The organism is Reyranella sp. CPCC 100927 (genome assembly GCF_007859315.1).
In the GTDB taxonomy this organism is placed as follows: domain Bacteria; phylum Pseudomonadota; class Alphaproteobacteria; order Reyranellales; family Reyranellaceae; genus Vineibacter.
Genome location: NZ_VOHA01000001.1, coordinates 326,799 through 350,071, shown reverse-complemented (window position 1 = coordinate 350,071; position 23,273 = coordinate 326,799). Strand labels below are relative to the sequence as shown.

At 64.6% G+C, this 23,273-nt stretch carries 20 protein-coding genes; 13 read left to right on the top strand and 7 right to left on the bottom strand.

Features of this window, described 5'->3' with window-relative positions; translation table 11 throughout:
• Window positions 1-55 precede the first annotated feature (55 nt).
• Window positions 56-940 carry an SDR family oxidoreductase gene (locus tag FQU96_RS01615; protein ID WP_146539092.1) on the top strand — a complete coding sequence of 295 codons (885 nt, stop codon included), beginning with the start codon at window positions 56-58 and terminating at the stop codon, window positions 938-940.
• On the opposite strand, the gene FQU96_RS01610 is transcribed toward FQU96_RS01615, so the two are convergent.
• Entirely contained in the window at window positions 941-1,699 is a 759-nt protein-coding gene (locus tag FQU96_RS01610; RefSeq protein ID WP_146539091.1) for a carboxylesterase, read from the bottom strand.
• A gap of 47 nt (window positions 1,700-1,746) precedes the next feature.
• On the opposite strand from FQU96_RS01610, the gene FQU96_RS01605 reads away from it, so the two are divergent.
• The 4 genes from FQU96_RS01605 to FQU96_RS01590 all read left to right on the top strand — a co-directional run bounded on the left by FQU96_RS01605 (window position 1,747) and on the right by FQU96_RS01590 (window position 6,617).
• The gene (locus FQU96_RS01605; RefSeq protein ID WP_146539090.1) at window positions 1,747-2,925 is read left to right on the top strand and encodes a glycosyltransferase; all 1,179 of its coding nucleotides are present in this window, start codon (window positions 1,747-1,749) and stop codon (window positions 2,923-2,925) included.
• Window positions 2,926-3,245: 320 nt separating this feature from the next.
• Window positions 3,246-5,189: a threonine--tRNA ligase gene (thrS, locus tag FQU96_RS01600; protein WP_146539089.1), complete on the top strand. Its 1,944-nt coding sequence runs from the start codon at window positions 3,246-3,248 to the stop codon at window positions 5,187-5,189.
• A gap of 111 nt (window positions 5,190-5,300) precedes the next feature.
• Entirely contained in the window at window positions 5,301-5,825 is a 525-nt protein-coding gene (infC, locus tag FQU96_RS01595; protein ID WP_146539088.1) for a translation initiation factor IF-3, read from the top strand.
• 6 nt (window positions 5,826-5,831) lie between these two features.
• Window positions 5,832-6,617 carry an alpha/beta fold hydrolase gene (locus FQU96_RS01590; RefSeq protein ID WP_146539087.1) on the top strand — a complete coding sequence of 262 codons (786 nt, stop codon included), beginning with the start codon at window positions 5,832-5,834 and terminating at the stop codon, window positions 6,615-6,617.
• Between the two features lie 6 nt (window positions 6,618-6,623).
• On the opposite strand, the gene FQU96_RS01585 is transcribed toward FQU96_RS01590, so the two are convergent.
• Complete coding sequence (locus tag FQU96_RS01585; RefSeq protein ID WP_146539086.1) at window positions 6,624-7,634, bottom strand: hypothetical protein; 1,011 nt, start codon at window positions 7,632-7,634, stop codon at window positions 6,624-6,626.
• A 185-nt stretch (window positions 7,635-7,819) separates the two neighbouring features.
• Here FQU96_RS01585 and acnA point away from each other — a divergent pair, with 185 nt between their 5' ends.
• The 6 genes from acnA (at window position 7,820) to FQU96_RS01555 (ending at window position 16,567) form a co-directional block, all read left to right on the top strand.
• Window positions 7,820-10,513, top strand: coding sequence for an aconitate hydratase AcnA (gene acnA / locus FQU96_RS01580; RefSeq protein ID WP_146539085.1), 2,694 nt, complete (start codon window positions 7,820-7,822; stop codon window positions 10,511-10,513).
• A gap of 76 nt (window positions 10,514-10,589) precedes the next feature.
• The gene (locus FQU96_RS01575; RefSeq protein ID WP_146539084.1) at window positions 10,590-11,753 is read left to right on the top strand and encodes an alpha/beta fold hydrolase; all 1,164 of its coding nucleotides are present in this window, start codon (window positions 10,590-10,592) and stop codon (window positions 11,751-11,753) included.
• A gap of 151 nt (window positions 11,754-11,904) precedes the next feature.
• Window positions 11,905-12,921 (top strand): glycosyltransferase, encoded by a 1,017-nt coding sequence (locus FQU96_RS01570; protein WP_146539083.1) that lies wholly within the window; start codon window positions 11,905-11,907, stop codon window positions 12,919-12,921.
• Window positions 12,921-14,207, top strand: a complete 1,287-nt coding sequence (locus tag FQU96_RS01565) for an NDP-hexose 2,3-dehydratase family protein (RefSeq protein ID WP_146539082.1) — start codon at window positions 12,921-12,923, stop codon at window positions 14,205-14,207. Before FQU96_RS01570 ends, FQU96_RS01565 begins: the two co-directional genes overlap by 1 nt.
• A 216-nt stretch (window positions 14,208-14,423) precedes the next feature.
• Window positions 14,424-14,966, top strand: a complete 543-nt coding sequence (locus FQU96_RS01560) for a TRAP transporter small permease subunit (RefSeq protein WP_146539081.1) — start codon at window positions 14,424-14,426, stop codon at window positions 14,964-14,966.
• A complete protein-coding gene (locus tag FQU96_RS01555; RefSeq protein WP_146539080.1) occupies window positions 14,963-16,567 on the top strand; it encodes a TRAP transporter large permease subunit in 1,605 nt (534 codons plus the stop codon). Before FQU96_RS01560 ends, FQU96_RS01555 begins: the two co-directional genes overlap by 4 nt.
• An 86-nt stretch (window positions 16,568-16,653) precedes the next feature.
• Here FQU96_RS01555 and FQU96_RS01550 read toward each other — a convergent pair whose 3' ends face one another.
• The 4 genes from FQU96_RS01550 to FQU96_RS01535 form a co-directional block, all read right to left on the bottom strand.
• Window positions 16,654-17,748 (bottom strand): TRAP transporter substrate-binding protein, encoded by a 1,095-nt coding sequence (locus FQU96_RS01550; RefSeq protein ID WP_146539079.1) that lies wholly within the window; start codon window positions 17,746-17,748, stop codon window positions 16,654-16,656.
• Between the two features lie 205 nt (window positions 17,749-17,953).
• The gene (locus tag FQU96_RS01545; protein ID WP_146539078.1) at window positions 17,954-19,048 is read right to left on the bottom strand and encodes a TRAP transporter substrate-binding protein; all 1,095 of its coding nucleotides are present in this window, start codon (window positions 19,046-19,048) and stop codon (window positions 17,954-17,956) included.
• An 83-nt stretch (window positions 19,049-19,131) separates the two neighbouring features.
• On the bottom strand, window positions 19,132-20,235 hold the full coding sequence (locus FQU96_RS01540) for a TRAP transporter substrate-binding protein (protein ID WP_146539077.1): 1,104 nt from the start codon (window positions 20,233-20,235) through the stop codon (window positions 19,132-19,134).
• 143 nt (window positions 20,236-20,378) lie between these two features.
• Window positions 20,379-21,152, bottom strand: a complete 774-nt coding sequence (locus FQU96_RS01535; protein WP_146539076.1) for an SDR family oxidoreductase — start codon at window positions 21,150-21,152, stop codon at window positions 20,379-20,381.
• 278 nt (window positions 21,153-21,430) lie between these two features.
• Here FQU96_RS01535 and FQU96_RS01530 point away from each other — a divergent pair, with 278 nt between their 5' ends.
• Window positions 21,431-21,646 (top strand): hypothetical protein, encoded by a 216-nt coding sequence (locus tag FQU96_RS01530; RefSeq protein WP_146539075.1) that lies wholly within the window; start codon window positions 21,431-21,433, stop codon window positions 21,644-21,646.
• Between the two features lie 23 nt (window positions 21,647-21,669).
• Complete coding sequence (locus FQU96_RS01525) at window positions 21,670-21,873, top strand: DUF1127 domain-containing protein (RefSeq protein ID WP_146539074.1); 204 nt, start codon at window positions 21,670-21,672, stop codon at window positions 21,871-21,873.
• Window positions 21,874-21,919: 46 nt separating this feature from the next.
• Here the strand turns inward: FQU96_RS01525 and FQU96_RS01520 are convergent, their stop codons facing one another.
• A complete protein-coding gene (locus tag FQU96_RS01520) occupies window positions 21,920-23,194 on the bottom strand; it encodes an alkaline phosphatase family protein (RefSeq protein ID WP_146539073.1) in 1,275 nt (424 codons plus the stop codon).
• Window positions 23,195-23,273: the final 79 nt, after the last annotated feature.

Here is a 23,273-nt window from a genome sequence, read left to right as displayed (position 1 = left end):
CTCGAAGCAGTGCAAGCGACGAACGCACGCTGCGACAAGGCGAGGGAGAGTTCGGATGGATGCGAGCCGCCTCTTCATTTTCGGTTTCGGCGACACGGCGGCGCAACTCGCCCACGAAGCCCGAAAATCCCGATACACGGTGATCGGCACGGTGCGCACCGTCGACAAATTGCGTGCGCTTCGCGATGCCGGCCACGAGATCGTGCGCTTCGCTTCCGATGGGCCACTTGATGCACCGGCCCAGGCTCTTGCCGGCATCACCCATCTGCTGTGCTCGATACCGCCCGACGCCGAAGGCGATCCGGCGGCGCTGGCCCATGCCGACGACGTGGCGCGTCATGCATCGGGACTGCGCTGGATCGGATATCTGAGCACAACAGGAGTCTATGGCGATCACGGCGGTGCCTGGATCGACGAGACGACGCCGGTGGCGCCGATCAGCGACCGGGCCCGACGTCGCGTGGCCGCCGAACAGCAATGGCAGGCCCTGGGCGAACGCCTGCGTGTGCCGACCTTCATCTTCCGGCTGCCCGGCATCTATGGTCCGGGTCGCTCCGCGCTCGACCAGGTGCGCGCCGGGACCGCGCGGCGCATCGCGCGGCCCGGCCAAGTGTTCTCGCGCATCCATATCGAGGACATCGCCACGACGGTCCTGGCATCGATGCGCCAACCCGACGCCAGCGCGATCTACAATGTCGCCGATGACGAACCGTCAGCCCAGGCCGACGTCGTGGCATTCGCCTACACCTTGCTGGGTCTGCTGCCGCCGCCGCCGGTCGACTACGCCGACATCGAAGCCAGCCTGCCGCCGATGGCGCGGTCGTTCTACGCTGAAAGCCGTCGCATGAAGAACGACCGGATCAAGCGCGATCTTGGCGTCACGCTGGCCTATCCAACCTACCGCGAAGGCCTGCGCGCCATTCATGCCGGTGGCGGCTAATCACCGGCACATCGACGACACCACCGTCAGCAGCCGATCGATGTCGGCAGGGGTCGACAGTCGATGATCGCCGTCCTTGGTGAACGTGGCCGCGACATCCGGAGCCTCGATGTGGTGCAGCAGGCGCTGCGACATGTCCCAGGGGACGTCCGGGTCCTTCAGGCCATGAAAGAGGTGTACCGGCCCGTCAATGCGCAACGGCGTGCGCAATACCAGGTGATGGCGTCCCTCCTCGATCAGTCGCCACGTGAGGATGTCAGGCTCGTCCGAATATCGGCTGGGACGCCGCAGCTCGCCCTCGCGCTGCAACTTTTCGCGTGCCTGCGGCCCCAGCTGTGCCAGCATCAGGTCTTCCGTGAAATCCGGCGCCGCGGCAATGCCGATCCACCCTGCAACGCGCGCCGGTCTATGGCGCGCGACCAGCAGCGACAACCAGCCGCCCATGCTGGAGCCGACCAGCACCAATGGCCCCTGCGTCAAGGTGTCGACGACGGCCAGCGAGTCGTCGAGCCAGCGGCCGACGGTTCCATCACGAAAGGCGCCCGATGATTGACCATGGGCAAAATAGTCGAAGCGCACGAACGCCTGTCCCGTACGCCGCGCCCAGGCGTCGAGCGCCATCGCCTTGGTGCCTGTCATGTCCGATCGAAATCCGCCGCAGAACACAACTGTCGGACTGCGACCCTGTACCTGATGGTACGCAATTGTAGCGCCGTCGGGTCGTGATAAGGTAAGCGGACGTGCAGGATCAGCGGACATCCAGAACAGTTCCCTATGGTTTCGGCGCGCTGGCGCCAGCATGACGAATGACCGACGCTAGCATTTCGCCTGTGACGGGCGCGAGCCGACTTCCCACCGTATTGCAGATCGTACCGGCCCTGGCCGGCGGCGGCATCGCCCGCGCCGCCCTGGATACCGCGGCGGCGCTGATCGCTGCAGGCGGACGAGCGGCCATCGCGTCACCACCCGGCCCAATGCTGGGGGAATTGCTCCGCCTGAAGGTGACGCATGTCGCGCTGCCGCCGGAGCGGGAAACGCTTCTGCATGCGCTGGGCAATGTGCGCCGGCTGCGGCAGGCTGTTGCGGCGTTGGGCGTGGAGATCGTGCATTCCCGCTCGCGTGCTGCCGCCTGGAGCGCGCGCCGGCTGGCCCGCGCACGGCGGATCAAGTTCGTGGCGAGTGCGCACTGGCCGGACCGTAGCGAACGCTGGGCCACACGCCGCATGGAAGCAGCCCAGGCGCAGGCCGACGCCGTGATCGCGGTATCCGACTTTGTCGCCGATACCCTCAAGGCCCATCAGCCACCGCGCGGCCGCATCCTCACGATTCGTGGCGGCATCAACGTCGACCGCTTCAATCCCGCGACGGTCCGCGCCGAGCGGGTGATCCGGCTGGCGACCCAATGGCGCCTACCCGATGATCGCCGGATCATCCTGTTCCCGGCCCGCCTGGATAGCGATCGCGGCCAGATGCGCCTGGTCGACGCTATTCGAGCCCTGGGCCGACGCGACATCTATTGCCTCCTGCTGGGCGCGCAACCGACTCCCACTGCCTTCGAGAAGGCTCTCGGTCGCCATATCAAGGCGCGCGACCTGGGCGGCATCGTCGGCATCGCCGCTTTCTGCGATGACATGCCCGCCGCCTACATGCTGTCGGACGTTGTCGTCGTTGGCGGCAAGGGCCAGGGCTTCAGCCGCACCCTGATCGAGGCACAGGCCATGAGCCGTCCGACGGTCTGCGATGCCGGCAGCGGCGCCTCCGAAGGCATCATCCCCGGCGAGACCGGATGGGTGGTGCCCGCCGGCGCACCGACCGAACTCGCCCAAGCCCTCGATCAGGCGCTCAAAATGACCGCTGACGATCGGGCCGCCTTGTCGCACCGCGCGCAACGACATGTGCGCACGCTCTTTTCAGTCGAGACCATGTGCCAGCGCACGCTGGCGCTTTACGCCGAACTGGCTGCCCCGTCCGCGACCCCACGGTAAATGGCACCGGCGCGCCGCCAGCATTTTGCAGGCAACCGCGGCGGCCCGGCCGAACGCGGCGAACCCCGGCTTGCGTGCCCTTGACAGGCCGCCACCCCGAAAGTACCTCTCTGCCATGATTTCGCGCCCCGCGTTTCAGAACGCCTTCATGGCGGATATTCGAACGCTTACCGACCGAACTTGAGGCGGCCGGGCGCTTTCTCCTGCGTGGGAGGGCCTCCCGGCCCTGGATTTCCCAGCAGCGGCCACAACCGATGGATGCTGCGGCATGAGGCCCTGCGTGGCCCGTGCGGTTGGTTCCCGATCCTGAGTTTCCATCCATGATCAACATTTCTCTCCCGGACGGCAGCGTCCGATCGTTCGACCATCCCGTGACGGGCGCCGCCATCGCCGCGGCCATTGGTGCCGGCCTGGCCAAGGCAGCACTGGCCATCAAGGTGAATGGCGAATTGCGCGATCTGGCGCGTCCCGTCGACAGCGACGCCAAGGTCGCCATCGTCACGGCCAAGGACCCGGAAGGCCTCGAGCTGCTGCGCCACGATGCGGCCCACGTGCTGGCGCAGGCCGTCCAGGAACTCTATCCCGGCACACAGATCACGTTCGGCCCGGCGACGGAAAGCGGGTTCTACTATGACTTCGCACGCGCCGAACCGTTCACGCCCGAGGATTTCGAGAAGATCGAGAAGCGGATGGCGGAGATCGTCGACCGCGACCTGCCGATCGAGCGCGAGGTCTGGGACCGCGCCCAGCTGAAGACATACTTCCTGGAGCACGGCGAGACGTTCAAGGCCGAATGGTCAGACGAATTGCCGGCCGACGAGGAGATCACGGTCTACCGCCAGGGCACATGGCTGGACATGTGCCGCGGTCCGCACCTGCCGTCGACGGGCAAGCTGGGCAAGGCGTTCAAGCTGATGAAAGTGTCGGGCGCCTACTGGCGCGGCGATGCCAAGAACGCCCAGCTGCAGCGCGTCTATGGCACGGTATTCTTCGACCGCAAGCAGCTCGACGCCTACCTCACGCAGCTCGAGGAAGCCGAACGGCGCGATCACCGCAAGATCGGCAAGGAGATGGGCCTCTTCCACCAGCAGGAAGAAGCCGCCGGCATGGTGTTCTGGCACCCCAAGGGCTGGGCCCTGTGGCGCGTGCTGGAGGATTACCTGCGCCATCGCCTCGACGAGGATGGATACCAGGAGGTCAAGACGCCTCAGCTCGTCGACCGGCGCCTGTGGGAAGCCTCGGGTCACTGGGAGAAGTTCCGCGAGAACATGTATCTCTCGGAAAATGAAGAAGGCCTGCGCGCGTTCATGGACAACCAGGGCCAGCGCATCTTCGCGCTGAAGCCGATGAACTGCCCATGTCACGTGCAGATCTTCAACCAGGGCCTCAAGAGCTATCGCGACCTGCCGCTGCGGTTGGCCGAGTTCGGTTCCTGCCACCGCTTCGAGCCGTCCGGCGCCCTGCACGGCATCATGCGCGTGCGCAATTTCACGCAGGATGATGCCCACGTCTTCTGCACCGAGGCGCAGATCAAGGACGAGGGCGTCAAGTTCTGCGAGCTGCTGCGCCGCGTCTACCGCGACATGGGCTTCGACGACTTCTTCGTGAAGTTCTCGGATCGGCCGCCCGTGCGCGCTGGCAGCGACGAGGTCTGGGATCAGGCGGAGAATGCCCTGAAGGAGGCGTCACTGGCTGCCGGCCTCGACTACCAGCTCAATCCCGGCGAGGGCGCTTTCTATGGCCCCAAACTGGAGTTCGTGCTGCGAGATGCCATCGGCCGCGACTGGCAGTGCGGCACGTTCCAGGTCGATTTTGTGGTCCCCGGCCGGCTCGGCGCCCACTACGTCGCCGAGGATAGCGCGCGCAAAACGCCGGTCATGCTGCACCGCGCCATCTTCGGCTCGTTCGAACGCTTCATCGGCATCCTGATCGAACATTACGTGGGTCGCTTCCCGCTTTGGATGGCGCCGACGCAAGCGGTGGTATGCACGATCGTCAGCGACGCCGACTCCTATGCCCATGAGGTGGTTGCGGCACTGACGGCGGCCGGCTTGCGGGTCGAGTTCGACCGGCGCAACGAGAAGATCAACTACAAGGTCCGCGAGCACTCGCTGGCCAAGACGCCCATTCTCATCGCCGTCGGCAAGCGCGATGTCGAGGGCCGTACGGTCGCGATCCGTCGTTTGGGGTCGGAAAAGCAGGAATCCCTTGCGCTGGACGAGGCCGTTCATAGATTGTCTGAGGAAGCACGCCCACCACGTTAGGGCGTGTACTGCGTAGCAGCGGGCGGGGTCCGGTCGGCCCCACTCGCATCCCAGCCGCCGGTAGCGTGACTGCCGGGGTGTCAACGAAGGAGAGCGACGATAGCAAGACCGATGCAACAGTCCGCGCCCACCCGCGAGGGTCCGCGCGTGAACCGCGAGATCCGGGCCTACAATGTCCGTTTGATCAGCGAGACCGGCGAGATGCTGGGGGTGCTCGACACCCGTGAAGCCCTGGAAATGGCGGTCGAAGCCGGCCTGGACCTGATCGAGATCTCGCCCAATGCCGATCCGCCGGTTTGCAAGATCGGGGACTTCGGCAAGTTCAAGTACGAGATGCAGAAGAAGGCCAACGAGGCCCGAAAGAAGCAGAAGGTTATCGAGGTCAAGGAAATCAAGCTGCGTCCCGGCATCGATGACCACGACTACGACGTCAAGATGCGCCAGATGCGGGAGTTCCTTGGCGAAGGCGACAAGGTGAAGGTCACCCTGCGCTTCCGCGGCCGCGAAATGGCGCACCAGGACCTCGGCATGAAGGTGCTGGAACGCGTGCGCGACGACACATCAGACCTGGGGAAGATCGAGCAGTTTCCCAAGCTGGAAGGCCGCCAGATGGTCATGGTGCTGACGGCCAAGTAGAGGGCCATGGCGGACCTTTTTGTCGATCTGCCGGACCGTCGGATCCGCGCTCGCTGGATCAGCCGGGACGGCAGCTCGTCACGTCCGACCCTTGTCTTTCTGCACGAAGGGCTGGGTTGCATCGAGATGTGGCGCGATTTCCCGGAGCGGTTGTGCCGTCACACCGGGTTTCCGGGCTTGGCTTATGATCGCACCGGGTACGGCCAGTCCTCGCCCTGGCCGGTGGCGCCCGGCGTGCGTTACATGGAGGTCGAGGCGGACGAGGTGCTGCCGCGCCTGCTGGCCGCACTCGGGATCACGGACTGCATTCTCGTGGGCCACAGTGATGGCGGAACCATCGCGCTGAACTACGCCGCGACCGCCCCGGCGCCTTTGTGGGCGACCGTCACCCTCGCCGCCCATGCCGTCAACGAGCCGGTCTGTTCGGCCAGCATCGCGAAAGCGCGATCGGCCTTCGCGACCGGCGATTTGCGAACCCGCCTCGCGCGATATCACGGCGACAATGTCGAGGGTGCGTTTCGCCTGTGGAGCGACGCCTGGCTGACGCCGGGTTTCGAGCCCATGGACGCCGATGCGCGGCTGCCGCGGATCGAGGTTCCCGTACAGGCCATCCAGGGCGAGGACGACGAATATGGCACTGAGCTGCAGGTTGGCATCATCGCCGGCAAGGTCGCCGGCTATTGCGAGACGCGCCTGATTCCCGATTGCGGGCACAGTCCCCATCTGCAGCAGCCGGAGCGCGTCATGGCGGAGATCGCCCGCTTCATCGGCCCACTGTTGGCGCCAGAGTAGCGGGGTTCAGCGCCGGCCGAGCCGTTTGAGTTCGGCGGTGGCAGCCCAATGGGCGAAATGAGCAATGCCGCAGCGCGCCTGGGTGAGCTGCAGCAGTTCAAGCGCGCGCGCCTGGTTGCCCTGCCGGACACTGTCCATGGCGATGAAATAGGATGCCAGGCAGCGGCCGTCCGAGCGTTTGGCCCCGGCATCGGTTTCCGCCGCGATCTCGAGTTCGCCCGACGTCATGCGGCCGGCCAGAAAACGCGCGATCGGGGCCGGCCAGGCCTCCGGCTCGCCGTAGGAACGCAGGTCCGACGTCAGCATGCCGCGGGCGTCACGGCGCAGCTTCACGTTGTTCGCGTAGCGCCACAGCATCAGGTGGATAGGTTGCGAGACCGACGAGCCGGATTGCAGCAGATAGTCCAGGTCCCCCACGGCTTCGCGGAAATTGCCGTTGGTGTAGTAGGCCTGCGCCCGCAGCCGGCGCGCCACGTCGCTGGTCCCCGCATTCTGGCTGAAATCCGCCAGCGCGAGCGCATAGTCGCCCTGCATCATCCGCACCTGGCCACGGGTGGTGACCAGTGGTGCATAGCCGGGCTGATCCTGCAGCGCGCGCTCGACCAGATCGATGGCCGGCTGGGTCCGGCCGGACGCCGCCATATCGCGCGCCCGGCTCGCCAGCATGTCATATTTCAGGGTGGGATCGGTCCGCAGTGCGAGATCGATGTCGCGGTCAGCCCGCGATTGGTTGCCTGCCGCCAGATGGAGCATGGCACGGTACATCAGCAGGTTGCCGCGATCCTTGGGCGACAGATCCTGGCGCGCCAGTTCGCGCGTGACGGCCGGTATGGAATTGATCGGTCCCGATGGCCCCCGCGGGGTCACGGCGAGGGCACCGACGTCGCCGCCCTCGTGCCGGTTGAATTCGCGGGCGACCGGGTCCCAGTCGCGGTCCAGCGGAACACCGGTCTGCGCTGCCAGCGGCGCGACGGCCAGAACCGCCGCGGCGCCCAAACCGAGGATAAAACCGCGCATAACCTTGACTCTCCAAACCCTGATCATAGCCGTTTAGCGGAGCGCATTGGCCCTGACGCTAGCGCGTCACAAGCGCGCGCGAAACTGCCGGCCGATTTGACGGATTGCCCCACTCCCAGGGGCGGCCTATTTTCACCCCAACATTCCGCCATCACCGACGCGCATCCCCTCAGGAGAGACGAACCATGGCCGCGCACCCCAACAGCTTCAAGGCTCGAAAAACCCTCACGGTCGGCAACAAGGACTACACATATTTCAGCCTGAAGGCGGTGGAGAAGGAGATCGGCGATCTCAGCCGGCTGCCCTATTCGCTGAAGGTTCTCCTGGAAAACCTGGTTCGCAACGAAGACGGCACGACGGTGACCAAGGCGGATATCAGCGCCTTCGCCGGCTGGCTGAAAGAGGGCAAGTCGGCACACGAGATCAATTTCCGTTCAGCCCGCGTGCTGATGCAGGATTTTACCGGCGTCCCAGCCGTGGTCGATCTGGCCGCCATGCGCGACGCCATGGCCAAGCTGGGCGGTGATCCCAAGAAGATCAATCCGCTGGTGCCGGTCGACCTCGTGATCGACCACTCGGTCATCGTCGACAATTTCGGCAACAACCGCGCCTTCGGCGAGAACGTGAAGCTGGAGTACGAGCGCAACATCGAACGCTACCGCTTCCTGCGCTGGGGCCAGCAGGCGTTCGACAATTTCCGCGTCGTGCCACCGGGCACCGGTATCTGCCACCAGGTCAACCTCGAGTATCTCTCGCAGGTCGTGTTCGTGAAGAAGGACGGCAAGGAGCTGACCGCCTATCCGGACACCCTGGTCGGCACCGACAGCCACACGACCATGGTGAACGGCCTGGCCGTGCTGGGTTGGGGCGTCGGCGGCATCGAGGCCGAGGCGGCCATGCTGGGCCAGCCGCAGCCGATGGTGATCCCCGACGTCATCGGCTTCAAGCTGACGGGCAAGCTGCGCGAAGGCGCCACGGCTACCGATCTGGTGCTGACCGTGACGCAAATGCTGCGCAAGAAGGGCGTGGTCAACAAGTTCGTCGAGTTCTACGGGCCAGGCCTGGACGAGATGCCGCTCGCCGATCGCGCCACCATCGCCAACATGGCACCCGAGTACGGCGCCACCTGCGGCTACTTCCCGATCGACGATGAGACGCTGCGCTATCTCAAGGTGACCGGCCGCGGCAAGTCGATCGAGCTGGTCGAAGCCTATGCCCGCAAACAGGGCCTGTTCCGCACTGCCAAGTCGCCCGACCCGATCTTCACCGACACGCTGGCGCTGGACCTGGGTGACGTCCAGCCAAGCCTGGCCGGCCCCAAGCGACCGCAGGATCGCGTGCCGCTGGATCAGGCGGCATCGCAGTTCATCGCCAACATGGACAAGGAGTTCGGCCGCCAGGACGACGGCAAGCGGGTGAAGGCCGAGGGAACCGACTATGATGTCGGCCACGGCGACATCGTGATCGCCGCCATCACCTCCTGCACCAACACGTCCAACCCCTACGTGATGCTGGGCGCCGGCCTGATCGCGCGCAACGCGGTCAAGCACGGGCTCTCGGTCAAGCCCTGGGTCAAGACCTCGCTGGCGCCGGGATCGCAGGTGGTCACCGACTACCTCGAGAGCGCCGGGGTACAGAAGGACCTGAACAAGATCGGGTTCAACCTGGTCGGCTACGGCTGCACGACCTGCATCGGCAACTCCGGCCCTCTGCCGGACCCGGTCTCCAAGGCGATCACCGACGGCGATCTGGTCGTCGCTTCCGTCCTGTCGGGCAACCGCAACTTCGAGGGCCGCGTCAATCCGCAGACGCGCGCCAACTATCTCGCCTCGCCCATGCTGGTGGTGATCTATGCGCTGGCCGGCTCGATGAAGATCGATGTCACCAAGGATCCCATCGGCATCGGCAAGGGTGGCAAGCCGGTCTACCTCGCGGACCTGTGGCCCTCGAACAAGGAGATCGCGCGCGCGGTCGAGGAGCACGTCACCGCCAAGGCGTTCAAGACGCGCTACGCCGACGTCTTCACCGGCGACAAGTTCTGGCGCAGCGTCAAGGTGCCGACCAGCCTGACATACAACTGGGACGATGCGTCGACCTACGTGCGCAACCCGCCCTACTTCGACGGCATGGAAAAGACTCCGCGGCCGATCTCGAACATCACGGGCGCCCGGCCGATCGGCATGTTCGCCGACTCCATCACGACCGACCACATCTCGCCGGCCGGCTCGATCAAGAAGGACAGCCCGGCGGGCACATACCTGATGGAGCACGGCGTGGCACCCGCCGACTTCAACCAGTACGGCACCCGCCGCGGCAATCACGAGGTGATGATGCGCGGCACCTTTGCCAACATCCGTCTCAAGAACGAGATGGTGAACGGCGTCGAAGGCGGCTTCACCCACTACTATCAGTCGGACGAGGCGCAGCCGATCTTTGACGTGGCCATGCGCTACAAGCAGGAGAACACGCCGCAGATCATCATTGCCGGCAAGGAGTACGGCACCGGCAGTTCGCGCGATTGGGCCGCCAAGGGTGTCAACCTGCTGGGCGTGAAGGCGGTCGTGTCCGAGACGTTCGAGCGCATCCACCGCTCGAACCTGGTCGGGATGGGTGTGCTGCCGCTGCAGTTCAAGGACGGCATGACGCGCAAGGACCTCAACCTCACGGGCTACGAGACCTTCGATGTCGGCGGCATCGAAGGCGGCCTCAAGCCGCGCATGGAGCTGCCGCTGACGATCCACTACCGTGACGGCTCATCCCGCACGGTGCCGGTCATCTGCCGCATCGATACCGCGGAGGAGATCGAGTACTTCCGCAATGGCGGCGTTCTCCAGTACGTACTGCGCAACCTGGCGCAGTCCAAGCAAGCCGCCGCCTGAGGCAATAACGACCGGCTGATGGAGCCTTTGCCACATGATGTCTTGATCCTTCCCCCAGAAGGGGAAGGATAGGGACATGACCGACACCCCACCGCAGTCAGTGCCCAATATCCCGAGCGGGTATGCTGGCATGACTGTGGTGGTCGCCGACCTTGCATCGTCGGTCGCGTACCACCGGCAGTGGCTGCCCCTGCTCGGGTTCCGCCGCATCGGCAGCGACATGGACCGGACTCTGTTCATGCGCCGCTATGACCACCTGATGCTGCGGCAGGCGGAGGACGGCCGGCCACCCACGGGCAGTCTCACGATCGCGTTCAGTGCAGCCAGCCACGCCGAGGTGGATGCCGTCTACCAACGGCTGGTCGCGCTGGGCGCCGAAACCGTGTCGCCCCCGGCGGAGCAAGCCTACTTCGCCCCCGGCTATTACGCTTGCGGCGTGCGAACGCCAGACGGCCTGCGCTTCGATATCGTCTATCGCTGGCCCGATCTGCCCGATATCGCCGGGGTCGAGCGCGTGCGCCTGCCCGGCGCCGACGGCGTGACCCTGGGCGGCTACCTGTTCAAGCCCGAGGCCGGACAGCCGCCGCACCCGGCCCTGATCCTGCTGCACGGTTTTGGCCGCAACGCCTGGACGGAACGGCACCTTGCCGAATTGGCGACAGCCTCAGGCTACAAGGTGCTGGCCCTGGCGCTGCGCGGCTGGCTGGGCTCGGATGGCGACAGCGACCAGGGCCTGCATCAACCCGACGATGTCGTGGCCGCGATCGATTGGCTACGGCGGCTGCCGTCGGTGGACCCGGGCCGCATCGGCCTGATCGGCGCCTCGATGGGCGGCCAGGTCGCCCTGCTTGCCGCGGCGCGGCGTCCGGCCATTCGCTGCGTGGCGGCGCTGTTCCCGCCGACCGACCTGGAGCACTGGTACGTCGCCAATCCGCACATGCAGCCCTACCTGGACGACCTGACCGACACGGCCGGGCTGCGGGAGCGCTCCCCGATCTACCACGTTCACGATATCGATGTTCCCGTCCTCTTGCTGCACGGCGATGCCGACGAGAACGTTCCGCTCGATCAAAGCCTGCGCATGACCGAAACCCTGCGTGACGCCGGCAAGGAAGCGGAACTGCTGATCGTCTCGGGCGCCAGCCACTTCTTCTCGGTGCGCGAGAACGCCATCGCCCGCCAGCGGCTGTTTGCGTTCCTGCGCGAGCACCTGGGGCGACGCCAAGGCCGGACCGCGTAACAGCGCAACACCACGTTCTGATGAAGCACGCCGCTGGTGGAACAAATACCTGTCTGGCTTGGATAGGAGACGGGTTGAAAATGCAGCTGAAGCACCGTATCAGCCATTGTGCCTACCGACATTCCCGGGCTGGGCAAAATTGACCTGACACATGCGGACTCTGTTCGGCATCGGAAAGAAGGTCCCACTTCTTTCCGTGATCATGGCGTCTTTCAATCATGAGCCGTTCGTGGAGTCGGCTGTCCGCAGCGTGCTCGGCCAGAGTCTCGGCGATCTCGAACTCATCGTTGTCGATGATGCGTCAGCGGACGGTACCTGGGCGCGGTTATCCAGCATCAGCGATCCACGCCTGCGCCTGATGGCCCTGCCGTCGAACCGCGAGGCCCACGGTCGCAATCTGGCATTGCAGCAGGCCCGTGGTCGATACATAGCGTTCCAGAACTCGGATGATATCTGGGCTCCGACCAAGCTGGAGCAACAGGTCGCGCTTCTCGAGGCGAACCGGCAGGCTGCTGTCTGCTTCACCCAGGTGAACATCATCGGCGCAGACGGGCTGCCCCTGGCGGGGACATACCTCGACGGGATTTTCCGGGACAGCGCCTTGCCGCGTCTCGAATGGTTGCGGCTGTTCTTCGAAAAAGGAAACTGCCTGTGCCTTTCATCGGCAGTGACACCGGCCAATCTGATGCGGCGGGTTGGCGGTTTCAGAGGAAGGCTCGTGCAGCTGGGTGACTATGACCTCTGGGTGCGCCTGGCCGGATTCGGCGATCTGCTCATGGTGGAGGCGCCTCTGACCAGCATGAGGCATACGGGCGGCGGCAACCTCAGTGCGCCATCGCCCGCCGCCATCCGCCGCTCGACGATCGAGCACAAAGAGGTGCTGCTACGGTTTGCCGAGGACTTCCTCGCCAGGCAACTGGCGGACGTCTTTCCCGAAACGATCGACCGCCGCCTCACCCCGGACGAGGCTGTCCTGGCGCTGGCATTGTCAGCGCGTGGGCGTAGTGTTCCACATGACTTGTTTGCCGACCACGTGATCGGCGCCGTCATGGATGATGCCGCCGCGCGGGCCAACGCCGTTCAGCGATATGGCGCCGCATTCATCCGCGACTTCCTCACACTGCGAACACGCATCGAGACCCGGCACGTCGCACCCGGTGAAGCGTGATGCAGTATGGCGATGTAACGCATGATCACGGCGAGATCCTGAACTGGCTTCAGGACGTGGTCGCAAGGGACGGTTTCAGCGTTGACCAGGCGGATCTGGCAGCATCACGAAGCTGGCGCTTGCAGGATGGTGCCCTCGCGCATCGCTCCGGCCGGTTCTTTCGCGTCGTGGGGCTGCGCTACGGCGTTCGGCAGCAACCGTTTATCGAGCAGCGCGAGATCGGTCTCCTCGCCTTCATTCTCAGGCGTTCCGTGCAGGGACCGGAAATTCTTCTCCATGCCAAGGTCGAACCCGGGAACGTGAACGTCGCTCAGATCGCGCCCAGCGTACAAGCCACGGCAAGCAACCTGGACCAGGTCCATGGCGGCCAGCGGCCATGGGGTGCGTCATTCGTCCGCGCCGATACAACCCCGCGATTGAGCGACACATTGGAAAGCGAACAAGGAACGCGCTTCATCGACAAATTCAATCGCAACGTGTCGGTCCTTGGCGACTTGGAGATCCCCCCGGCAGCACCGCTGCGTTGGGCTGGAACGACAGCGTTGCTCCGCCTCCTGGATCAGGACTTCGCCGTCAACACGGACGCACGATCCGTCTTGGCAACGATGCCTTGGGAGCTCCTGGTATCGGGGGAGCCGTTCGCCGATGCCAGGGATGATTTTGGCAGCGATTTGCAACGCTCGTTCATCGAACCCGTCAACGCGGCCCGACTGAATGCAGTCGACGACGACCTGGCGCAGGCGCGCCGCCATCGAGGCGACGCGACGATCATCCGGCTGCATGACCTGCAGGGCTGGCAGATCCAGCCCGATGGAACGATCTCAAGTGTGTCCTCGCCGCTGCGCGCCATTCATATCCGCGTTCAGTCTCGCTCCCGCGAGGTGCCGACGTGGGATCAGCCGGTCCTCGAGAGCCGGGCAACCGGCCGGGCGGACCTTTGCGTCACCCGTATCAGCGGTACCTTGCGCTTCGGCTTCAGCGTCTGCCGCGAACCAGGCCTTGCGCGTGGCGCGGAACTTGGCCCGACAAGCATGGCCTGCGACGAGCCGACGAATGAGGGCAGCAACGGACGCGTCGTGATGGCCTGCCGGCAGTCGGACGAGGGTGGCCGGTTTTTCCGCGATATCACGCTGTACCGGATCGTCGACCTGAACGACGCGGCGCCCGATCCGCACAAGGTCTGGCTGCGTCTGTCGGAGGTTCGCGCACTTCTGGACCGTGGCGGCTATTTCACGAATGAAGCGAGAACACTCATCTCGTTGCTGATGAGACGGCTTGTCCCCTAGCCATGCCGCCGGCACACTAGCCATGTTCTCCGGCGCTCGAAATGATCGCCGGCTCATTGCACCCTCAACACTGACACGTGACTGACAATCCGCCTGACTGTCGCCCCTGGAGAATCCCGTGGCAGTGAGGCTCAGTTCTGCTAAATCACACCTGAGTTTGTATTGGGGGAAAAAGCTGCCTGGAACAATGGGCTGCATCCCCGGGAGGCCGCCAACGTGAAATTACTGCTTGGTTTCAGTGCGTTCGTTGACGCGGTCAACGAGCGTATCGGTAGAGTTTGCGACTGGCTGGTGCTACTGGCCTGCGTCGTCAGCGCCGGCAACGCGATGGTGCGGTACGCCTACGACACCAGCTCCAATGCCTGGCTCGAGATCCAGTGGTACATGTTCGCCGTTATCGTCATGTTCGGCGCTGCCTACACGCTCAAGAAGAATGAGCATGTGCGGGTCGACATCGTCTACATGATGCTGAACGAGCGGCAACAGATCTGGGTCGATATCTTCGGCATCCTGCTGTTCCTGCTGCCGGCCTGCATTCTGCTGGGTTGGCTGTCGTGGCCCTTCTTTGCGCAGTCCTACGCCGTGGGTGAGCATTCGAGCAACGCCGGCGGCCTGCTGCGATGGCCGATCAAGCTCGTCATGCCCGTGGGCTTCGTGCTTCTTGCGTTGCAAGGCATATCCGAACTCATCAAGCGCATCGCGGCGCTGGAGGGTCTGAAGGTTGCACTGGACGCCAAGTACGAGAGGCCGGTGCAATGACCCTACTGGAGTTGATGCCGCCGCTGATGTTCAGCGGCCTCGTGGTCTTCATGCTGTTCGGCTATCCGGTCGCCTTCTCGCTGGCCGCTGTCGGACTGTTCTTCGGATTCATCTCGATCAACCTGGGCTACTTCGACCTGAACTTCCTGCAGGCCATCCCGGGGCGTGTCTTCGGCAGCATCCTGTCGAACGAATTGCTGCTGGCGATTCCCTTCTTCACGTTCATGGGGGCGATCCTCGAGAAGTGCGGCCTGGCCGAGGACATGCTGGAATCGATGGGCCAGCTCTTCGGTCCCGTACGCGGCGGTCTTGGCTATTCCGTCATCATCGTCGGCTTCATCCTGGGTGCCATCACCGGCACCGTGGCCGCGCAGGTGATCGCCATGGCGCTGATCACGCTGCCGGTGATGATGCGCTACAAGTACGACATGCGCTACGCCACCGGCGTGCTGGCCGCCTCGGGCACCATCACGCAGCTGGTGCCGCCGTCGCTGGTGCTGGTCGTCCTGGCCGACCAGCTCGGCCGTTCCGTGGGCGACATGTATCTCGGCGCCTGGGGGCCATCGCTGCTTCAGATCGCCCTGTTCGCCGCCTACACGTTCTATCTCAGCATCGTGCATCCGACGCGCGTGCCGGCGGTTCCCCGCACCCTCACGGGCTGGCCGCTGCTGGTCAAATGCCTGTGGGGCATCATACCGGCGGCGGTGCTGATCTTCCTGGTGCTCGGCACCATCATGCTGGGGCTGGCAACCCCGACAGAAGCCGGTGCCATGGGCACGATCGGTGCGATCGTGCTGGCGGTCGTGCGCAATGCCCCGTTGACCCGCTTCGATAAATGGGCGTTCGGCGCCGGTATCGTCGCGGCGCTCGTCGGCAGTGCGATCGGCATCGTCGCGTTCAAGTCGCCGGCGTTCAAGGCCGCCTTCACCGTCATGTTCGCGGCCATCGTCTGGCTGTGCTGGCGCGCGTGGGAGACCACCGAACTGCGGACGCTGATCATCCAGGCCTTTCAGGCGACCATGCGCATCACCGCGATGGTGGCCTTCATCCTGGTCGGCGCGACGTGCTTCTCGATCACCTTCCAGGGTGTCGATGGCGGCGTCTGGGTCGAACACCTGATGTCGTCGCTGCCCGGCGGCGTCTGGGGCTTCCTGATCGTCGTCAACCTGTTCGTGTTCTTCCTGGCGTTCTTCCTCGACTTCTTCGAGATCGCCTTCATCATCGTGCCGATGTTGACGCCGGTGGCGCAGAAGCTGCTGACCCCCGTCGTCGGTGCCGATGCGGCCCTGATCTGGTTCGGCGTGATGCTGTGCGTCAACGTGCAGACGTCGTTCATGCATCCGCCTTTCGGCTTCGCGCTGTTCTATCTGCGCAGCGTGGCGCCCAAGGAGGTCAAGAGCTCGGACATCTACTGGGGCTCGGTTCCCTGGGTGCTGCTGCAGCTCATCATGGTTGTCCTCGTCATTGCCTTCCCGTCGACGGTCACGGCGTTTCTCGACAAGCCGTCGGGGATCGATCCCAACAAGGTCAAGATCGATATCCAGGCGCCGCAGATCGACGACAACCCGCCGCCCATCATTATCCCGCCGTCCAAGAACTGACGGCACGGGGAATCGTCGCCTGTCGATGCGCCCGACATAAAGAAAGCCCCGCCACAGGCGGGGCTTTCTGTTTCGCGATGGTGGTGTCAGCGGCCTTTGGCCGACATCGAGAAATTGAAATTGTCGAAGGTGTTCTCCGCCACCCGGAACCACAGGTTCTGGTCGGTGCGGAACGCCTTGAGATGCTCATAGACCTTCTTGAAGGTCGGGTTCTTCTCGGCAATCTCGTCGTAGGTCTGGAAGGCCGCGTCGAAGCACGCCTCCATGACCGGCCTCGGAAAGGCCTTCAACGTCGTTCCGCTGGCTGCCAACCGTTTCAGTGCCGCCGGGTTGGCGGCGTCGTATTTCGGCACCATCCACGCCGTGACCGCGTCGGCTGCGGTCTCGACCATGCGCTTGTAGGCCGGCGGCAGCGTGTCCCACGCCTTGGTGTTGATATACAGGGAGCCGACCGACGCTCCCTCCCACCAACCGGGGTAGTAGTAGTACTTGGCCACCTTGTTGAAACCGAGTTTCTCGTCGTCGTAGGGGCCAACCCACTCGCAGGCGTCGATGGTGCCCTTCTCCAGGGCCGGGTAGATGTCGCCGCCGGCGATCTGCTGCGGCACGACGCCGAGCCTGGTGAGGATCTGGCCGGCGAAGCCGCCGACGCGGAACTTCAGTCCCTTCAGATCATCGAGCGTATTGATCTCCTTGCGGAACCAGCCGCCCATCTGGCAGCCGGTACCACCGAAGGTGAAGTTCACCAGGTTGTAGGCCTTGTAGAAGTCCTGCAGCAGCGCATGTCCGCCGCCGTGGTACAGCCAGGCATAGTACTGGCGCTGATTGATGCTGAACGGCAGGCCGGTTTCGAACACGAATGTCGGGTCCTTGCCGAAATAGTAATAGGCCGCCGTCTGCCCCATCTCGACAGTCGCATTCTGCACCGCGTCGACAACCTGCAGGCCCGGCACGATTTCGCCGGCGGCGAATGTGCGGATCTGGAACTTGTTGTCTGACATATCCGCGATCGCCTTGGCGAAGTGCTCGGCACCGCCGAAGAGCGTATCAAGGCTTTTGGGAAAGCTTGAGGTCAGGCGCCACTTGATCTCAGGCATCGATTGCGCGATGGCCGGCGCCGCCAGCGCAGCGGCCCCCACCGCGCCGGCGCCGGCACGCTTCACGAATTTGCGACGATTCATCAGGCCTCTCCTCCGGGCAGTTTCGCCCCTGTCCAGTACGGTTCCATCCGACCGGTTCAGCAGGATCATCCTTGCACGACAGCGCAAACGGGAAAAACGGATTCTCCGGCGACCACGCGAATGTGGCCTGCCGGCAAAGAGAAAACCCCGCCGAGGCGGGGTTTTCAGATGACGGCGACGGCCGCGATGGCCTGGAAAGGACAGGCTATTTGACGGTTTGCGCCGCCGTGAACGCGAAGTTCTCATAGGTCAATTCGGCAACGCGGAACCACAGGAACTGCTCGTCGCGGAAGGCACGCCACGGTTCATAGACCTTCTTGAATTTCTCGTTCTTGGCCGCGATCTCGTCGTAGATCTCGTGCGTGGCTTTCCAGGCCGCCGCCATGATCTCGCGGGGCAGTGGCCGCAGCTGGGCTCCGGCAGCAACGAGGCGACGCAACGCCTGCGGGTTCACCGCATCATAGCGTGCCGTGGTGTCGAGGTTGATCTCGGCGCCGACGGTCTCCAGCACATGCTGGTAGAAGGGCGGCAAGCCTTCCCACAGCGTCTTGCCGACCATGAACGACAGCTGCGCGCCGCCTTCCCAGAAGCCCGGGTAGTAATAGTAGGGCGCCACCTTGGCGAAGCCGAGCTTCTCGTCGTCGTAGGGACCGACCCATTCGGCGGCATCGATCGTGCCGCGCTCGAGCGCCGCATAGATGTCGCCGCCGGCGATCTGCTGCGGCACGGCACCGAGCTTGGCCCAGATCTGCCCGCCCATGCCGGCGATGCGGAATTTGAAGCCCTTCACGTCGTCGAGCGTTTTGATCTCCTTGCGGAACCAGCCGCCCATCTGCGTGCCGGTGTTGCCGCCCGCGATCGGCACGACGTTGTACGACGCCATGAACTCGCGCATCAGCTGCGCGCCGCCGCCGTGGCTCATCCATGCGTTCTGCTGGCGCGGCGTGAGGCCGAACGGCACGCCAGTGTCGAACGCAAACGTCGGGTCCTTGCCCACGAAGTAGTAGGACGCGGTGTGCGCCATCTCGATGGTGTTGCTCTGCACGGCATCGAGGTTCTGCAGCGCCGGCACGATTTCGCCCGGCGCGAAAACGCGGATCTGGAACTTGTTGTCGGTCAATTGCGCCACGCGCTTGGCGAAGGCCTCGGCACCGCCGAAGAGCGTGTCGAGGCTCTTGGGAAAGCTCGAGGACATGCGCCATTTCAGCTCCGGCAGCCCCTGCGCAATCGCCGGCGCCGCCAGCGCGCCGGTCGCGACGGCGCCAATCGCCGTGGTGCTCAGAAACTTGCGTCTGTCCATAATCGCTTTCTCCTGTTGCGATGAAGATGACATGACAAGCCCCGCCGAAGCGGGGCTTGTGGCCTCCTATGGCCGATAGCGCCTCAGAGTTTGCTCTGCGCTGACGAGCGGGCCATGAAGTTGTCGAACGTGTTCTCGGCAACGCGGAACCAGAGGACCTCTTCGTTGCGGAACGTCTTCCACTGGTCGAACACCTTCTTGAACTTGGCATTCTTGGCCACGGTTTCGGCGTAGACCTCGTTGGTGGCGTTGAAGCAGGCTTCCATCACCGCCGCGGGGAACGGCAGCAGCTTGGTGCCGGCGGCCACGAGTTCGCGCAGCGCCTTCGGGTTCTGCGCGTCGTACTTGGCGACCATCCAGGTGTGCGCCTTGGCGCACGCGTTCTCGAACGCCGCCTGATAGAACTTCGGCAGCTCGTTCCACTTGCCGATGTTGATGAAGGCCGACAACTGCGGACCACCCTCCCACCAGCCGGGGTAGTAGTAGAACGGCGCGACCTTGTTGAAGCCGAGCTTTTGATCGTCGTAGGGGCCGACCCATTCGGCGGCGTCGATGGTTCCCTTTTCCAGGGCGGGATAGATCTCGCCGCCGGCGATCTGCTGCGGGACCACGCCAAGCTTGGTCATGATCTGGCCCGCGAAGCCGCCGATGCGCATCTTGACGCCCTTGAGGTCGTCGACGGTCTTCAGCTCCTTGCGGAACCAGCCACCCATCTGACAGCCGGTGTTGCCACACGGCACGGCGTGGATGTTGTACTCCTTGTAGAACTCGTTCATCAGCTCGCGGCCGCCGCCATGGATCATCCAGGCGTCCTGCTGGCGCGCGTTGAGGCCGAACGGCACAGCGGTATCGAACGCGAAGGTCGGATCCTTGCCGACATAGTAGTACGAGGCGGTATGGCCGCACTCGACCGTGCCGTTCTGCACCGCATCGGCGACCTGAAGGCCGGGGACGATTTCGCCCGCGGCAAAAACGCGAACCTGGAACTTGTTGTCCGTCGCCTCGGCCAGCGCTTTGGAGAAGGTCTCGGCGGCTCCGAAAATCGTATCGAGCGCCTTCGGAAAGCTCGATGCCATGCGCCATTTGACTTCCGGCATCGACTGGGCGATGGCCGGCGCCGCGACCGTGCTGGCGGCGGCAACGGCTGCGCCCGTCCCGGCGGCGCGAACGAATTTACGACGGTTCACTTGTAAGCCTCCCTAACCTGCAAAGCCCACGCGACGTTGCTTGCGCCGGGCCTGTGGATAATACGCGCACGCGAGAAAATTCCCACCGATTCCCGCTGGCGGCCCGCCTGCCGGGCATGCGGTTCATGGCCGCATTTGCCGGCTCAATGGCGACTGGCCTGGCCGGCATCGACGCTGAACACCACGCCGCTGGTGTAGGCGGATCGATCCGACGCCAGGAACACCGCCAGGTCGGCGATCTCCGAGGGCTCGCACGGCCGCCCGAACGGCAGATGGCGGGTCAACTCGGGCCACCGCTCCGGATCGCCCAGTTCCTTCTGGGCCTGGGATCGCATCAGGGTCGTCATCCGGTCGGTACGGGTGGACGGCGGATTGATCGCCACGACCCGCACGCCGTGATCAACGCTCTTGGATCCCACGGCCCGCGTGAACTGCATGAGCGACGCATTGCCCATCGAGCCTGTGACGTAGTCATACATCGGCATCTCACCGGCCAGGCCGATGATATTGACGATCACGCCGCGTTTGCGGGCGTACATCTTCTCCAGCATGGCGCGCGTGGTGTTGATGTAGCCGAAGACCTTGAGATCCCAGGCCGCACGCCATTTGGCTTCATCCATGCTGATCACATCGCCGCGCGGGATGGCGCCGGCATTGTTGACCAGGATGTCGGCGTCGGCGCAGGTCTCGATCAGGCCGCGCGCCGCATTGCCGTCGCTGAGATCAACGGCGTGAGTCTCGACGGGCACATTGAAGCGCGCCCGCAGGCGGTCGCGGGCAGCCGTCAGATTTTCATGGCCGCGGGCGACCAAATGCACCTGGCAGCCCTCGGCCGCGAATGCTTCGGCACAGGCGTAGCCGATCCCTTTGGATCCACCTGTGATCAGCACGGTGCGGCCCGATAGATGCATATCCATGGCGACAATCTCCTCACGGGGCGCAAATGGGCGTTCCGACGTTGTCGCATGCCATCGGCAGGACGGCGACTCATCCTACAAATGTAAAATTCACTGCTCTGAAATTATTCAGTCATGCATCAGAAACATGCATCCTGCGGTACATGCATTGCTGCGATGCAGCAATTCTGGTGGTGCGACAGTCTGGCTGACCCATATTTGGGATGTCAGCCGGTTGCTCAGTAAGAAGTCCCGGCGGCGGGAGGAGCGCTCTGACCTCAATCGACTGGAGGTTGGATATGCTCCGCAAAGACACGCTTCAAACGATTCAAACGGCGATTGCCCGCGGCGAGTCGGTTGCACCGACGCCCGAAGCGATCCGCGCCGTCGACGCGCAAGCGCGACAGCTGCGGGCGCATGCCCTGCGCAAGGCACTGACCGCAGTCGCATCGCTGTTTCGCACCCGCAACCTCGTCGTGCCGGTCGGCGCGATCGATGTCGTGCGCGGCCACTAACCCTCTGATTGGACTAGAAGACCATGACCCTCGCCACAACCCTGTCGGATGCCGCCCCGCGCCGCACGACACGCTCTCTGTCCCTGCTCGACACGTTGCGCCTCTGGCGACAGCGGTCCCGCGAGCGCGCCGAACTGGCGCGTTTCACGGACCGCGAGCTGCGCGACATCGGCGTGACCCGTTCCGACGCGCTCTACGAGATGGCCAAGCCGGCCTGGCGCGCCTGACCTGCACATGAACCGCTGGACGCCCCTCGCTCGGGGCGTCCAGGCTTCAGCCGCGCTGTTCCAACGGCAGCGGCGATCCGTCAAGACCATCCATCGGCAGACCGAGGAAGCGCAGCATCGTGGGCGCGATATCGGTGATGCATGTCGGCTGCCGCAGGGTGGCCGACGGCGATCCCGCATGATTGACGATCAGGAAGGGATTCGTCTCGTCCGGCCCCCAACCGCCATGTTGGCCATCGCCGATCGCGGCGGGCTTGCCCGGCTCGGCGACGACCCATCGCCGCCCCCGCACGCCATGCGGGTTGAGTTCGTCCCGGCGCGCCATATTGACCGCCGCGACGAGACCGCCCGTGGCGACCTGACCGTGTTCACCCATGGCTCCCTGCGCGATAACCCCATCGGCCCATGGCGCGGCACGCAGGGCATCGAGTCTCTCCAGCAGGCGCGGCCGACCATGCTCGGTCGCATAGAGCAGCGCCGCCGTACCCTGGCCCGCGACGGCGATGTCGCCGCTCTCGAGAAGGGGGGCGAGCCCCTGCTGCGACAGCCAGGCCTCCAGATCGAGGCAGTCGCCGATGGTTTCCTGACCATGGTCGGAACCGACCAACAGCAGGATTTCATCGCCGTCCCGACGCAGGCGCTCCACGGTCTGCAGGACCTCGAGAACGCATCGATCGGCATGACACAGCGCTTCGAGGTGGGCCGATGAACCCAGCGGCACGCCATGCAGCGTGTGGTCGGGATTGGCCAGCCACAGGACGGCGATGGCCGGTCGACGATCGGCCAGGATCTCGGCACAGAAACGCTGTGTCATGACCCAGTCGCCCGCGAGGTCATGGCTGACATCCAGCGCATCAGCGCCTCCGATCGGCACGCCTTGGGGCGCGTAGGAGCCTGCCCGGTGATAGACGAAGCCGAAATGCTCGGGATCGAGAAAGTAGGCGGCCCCGGGCGATACGTTTGAAAAAGCGATGAACCCGCCCGACGTCGCGACGCGCTGGGCCATCGTCGGAACCCGCAGCGTCGTACCCGTCGCGCGGCGCATGTGCGCGCGAAAGTCGGGATTGCCGACATCGCGCACGACCACGCGGCCACCCTCCAGAAGTCCCATGCGATTGCCATGCAGGCCGTGACGGCCCGGCAGGCATCCCGTCGCGATGGAGGCCGCGGAAACACGCGTCACGGACGGAAACACTGCCCGATGCTCGGCACACCACACACCCGTGTGGCGCATGTCTTGCAGCGTCGGTGTCCGGCTGGCATCCACCCAGTCACGTCCCAGGCCGTCGCAACAGACGAATACCGCCCTTCGATGCGTCATCAACGCGCCCCTCGACCGAATTGGCCACCCATCATGGACATCTTACCGATACCGGACAGCATCCATGTGACAGCCTGCG

Coding starts and splice junctions, on each gene's coding strand:
- FQU96_RS01615 (WP_146539092.1), top strand. CDS start 56: ATGGATGCGAGCCGCCTCTTCATTTTCGGTTTCGGCGACACGGCGGCG.
- FQU96_RS01610 (WP_146539091.1), bottom strand. CDS start 1,699: ATGTCCGCTGATCCTGCACGTCCGCTTACCTTATCACGACCCGACGGC.
- FQU96_RS01605 (WP_146539090.1), top strand. CDS start 1,747: ATGACCGACGCTAGCATTTCGCCTGTGACGGGCGCGAGCCGACTTCCC.
- thrS (WP_146539089.1), top strand. CDS start 3,246: ATGATCAACATTTCTCTCCCGGACGGCAGCGTCCGATCGTTCGACCAT.
- infC (WP_146539088.1), top strand. CDS start 5,301: ATGCAACAGTCCGCGCCCACCCGCGAGGGTCCGCGCGTGAACCGCGAG.
- FQU96_RS01590 (WP_146539087.1), top strand. CDS start 5,832: ATGGCGGACCTTTTTGTCGATCTGCCGGACCGTCGGATCCGCGCTCGC.
- FQU96_RS01585 (WP_146539086.1), bottom strand. CDS start 7,634: ATGCGCGGTTTTATCCTCGGTTTGGGCGCCGCGGCGGTTCTGGCCGTC.
- acnA (WP_146539085.1), top strand. CDS start 7,820: ATGGCCGCGCACCCCAACAGCTTCAAGGCTCGAAAAACCCTCACGGTC.
- FQU96_RS01575 (WP_146539084.1), top strand. CDS start 10,590: ATGACCGACACCCCACCGCAGTCAGTGCCCAATATCCCGAGCGGGTAT.
- FQU96_RS01570 (WP_146539083.1), top strand. CDS start 11,905: ATGCGGACTCTGTTCGGCATCGGAAAGAAGGTCCCACTTCTTTCCGTG.
- FQU96_RS01565 (WP_146539082.1), top strand. CDS start 12,921: ATGCAGTATGGCGATGTAACGCATGATCACGGCGAGATCCTGAACTGG.
- FQU96_RS01555 (WP_146539080.1), top strand. CDS start 14,963: ATGACCCTACTGGAGTTGATGCCGCCGCTGATGTTCAGCGGCCTCGTG.
- FQU96_RS01550 (WP_146539079.1), bottom strand. CDS start 17,748: ATGAATCGTCGCAAATTCGTGAAGCGTGCCGGCGCCGGCGCGGTGGGG.
- FQU96_RS01545 (WP_146539078.1), bottom strand. CDS start 19,048: ATGGACAGACGCAAGTTTCTGAGCACCACGGCGATTGGCGCCGTCGCG.
- FQU96_RS01535 (WP_146539076.1), bottom strand. CDS start 21,152: ATGGATATGCATCTATCGGGCCGCACCGTGCTGATCACAGGTGGATCC.
- FQU96_RS01530 (WP_146539075.1), top strand. CDS start 21,431: ATGCTCCGCAAAGACACGCTTCAAACGATTCAAACGGCGATTGCCCGC.
- FQU96_RS01525 (WP_146539074.1), top strand. CDS start 21,670: ATGACCCTCGCCACAACCCTGTCGGATGCCGCCCCGCGCCGCACGACA.
- FQU96_RS01520 (WP_146539073.1), bottom strand. CDS start 23,194: ATGACGCATCGAAGGGCGGTATTCGTCTGTTGCGACGGCCTGGGACGT.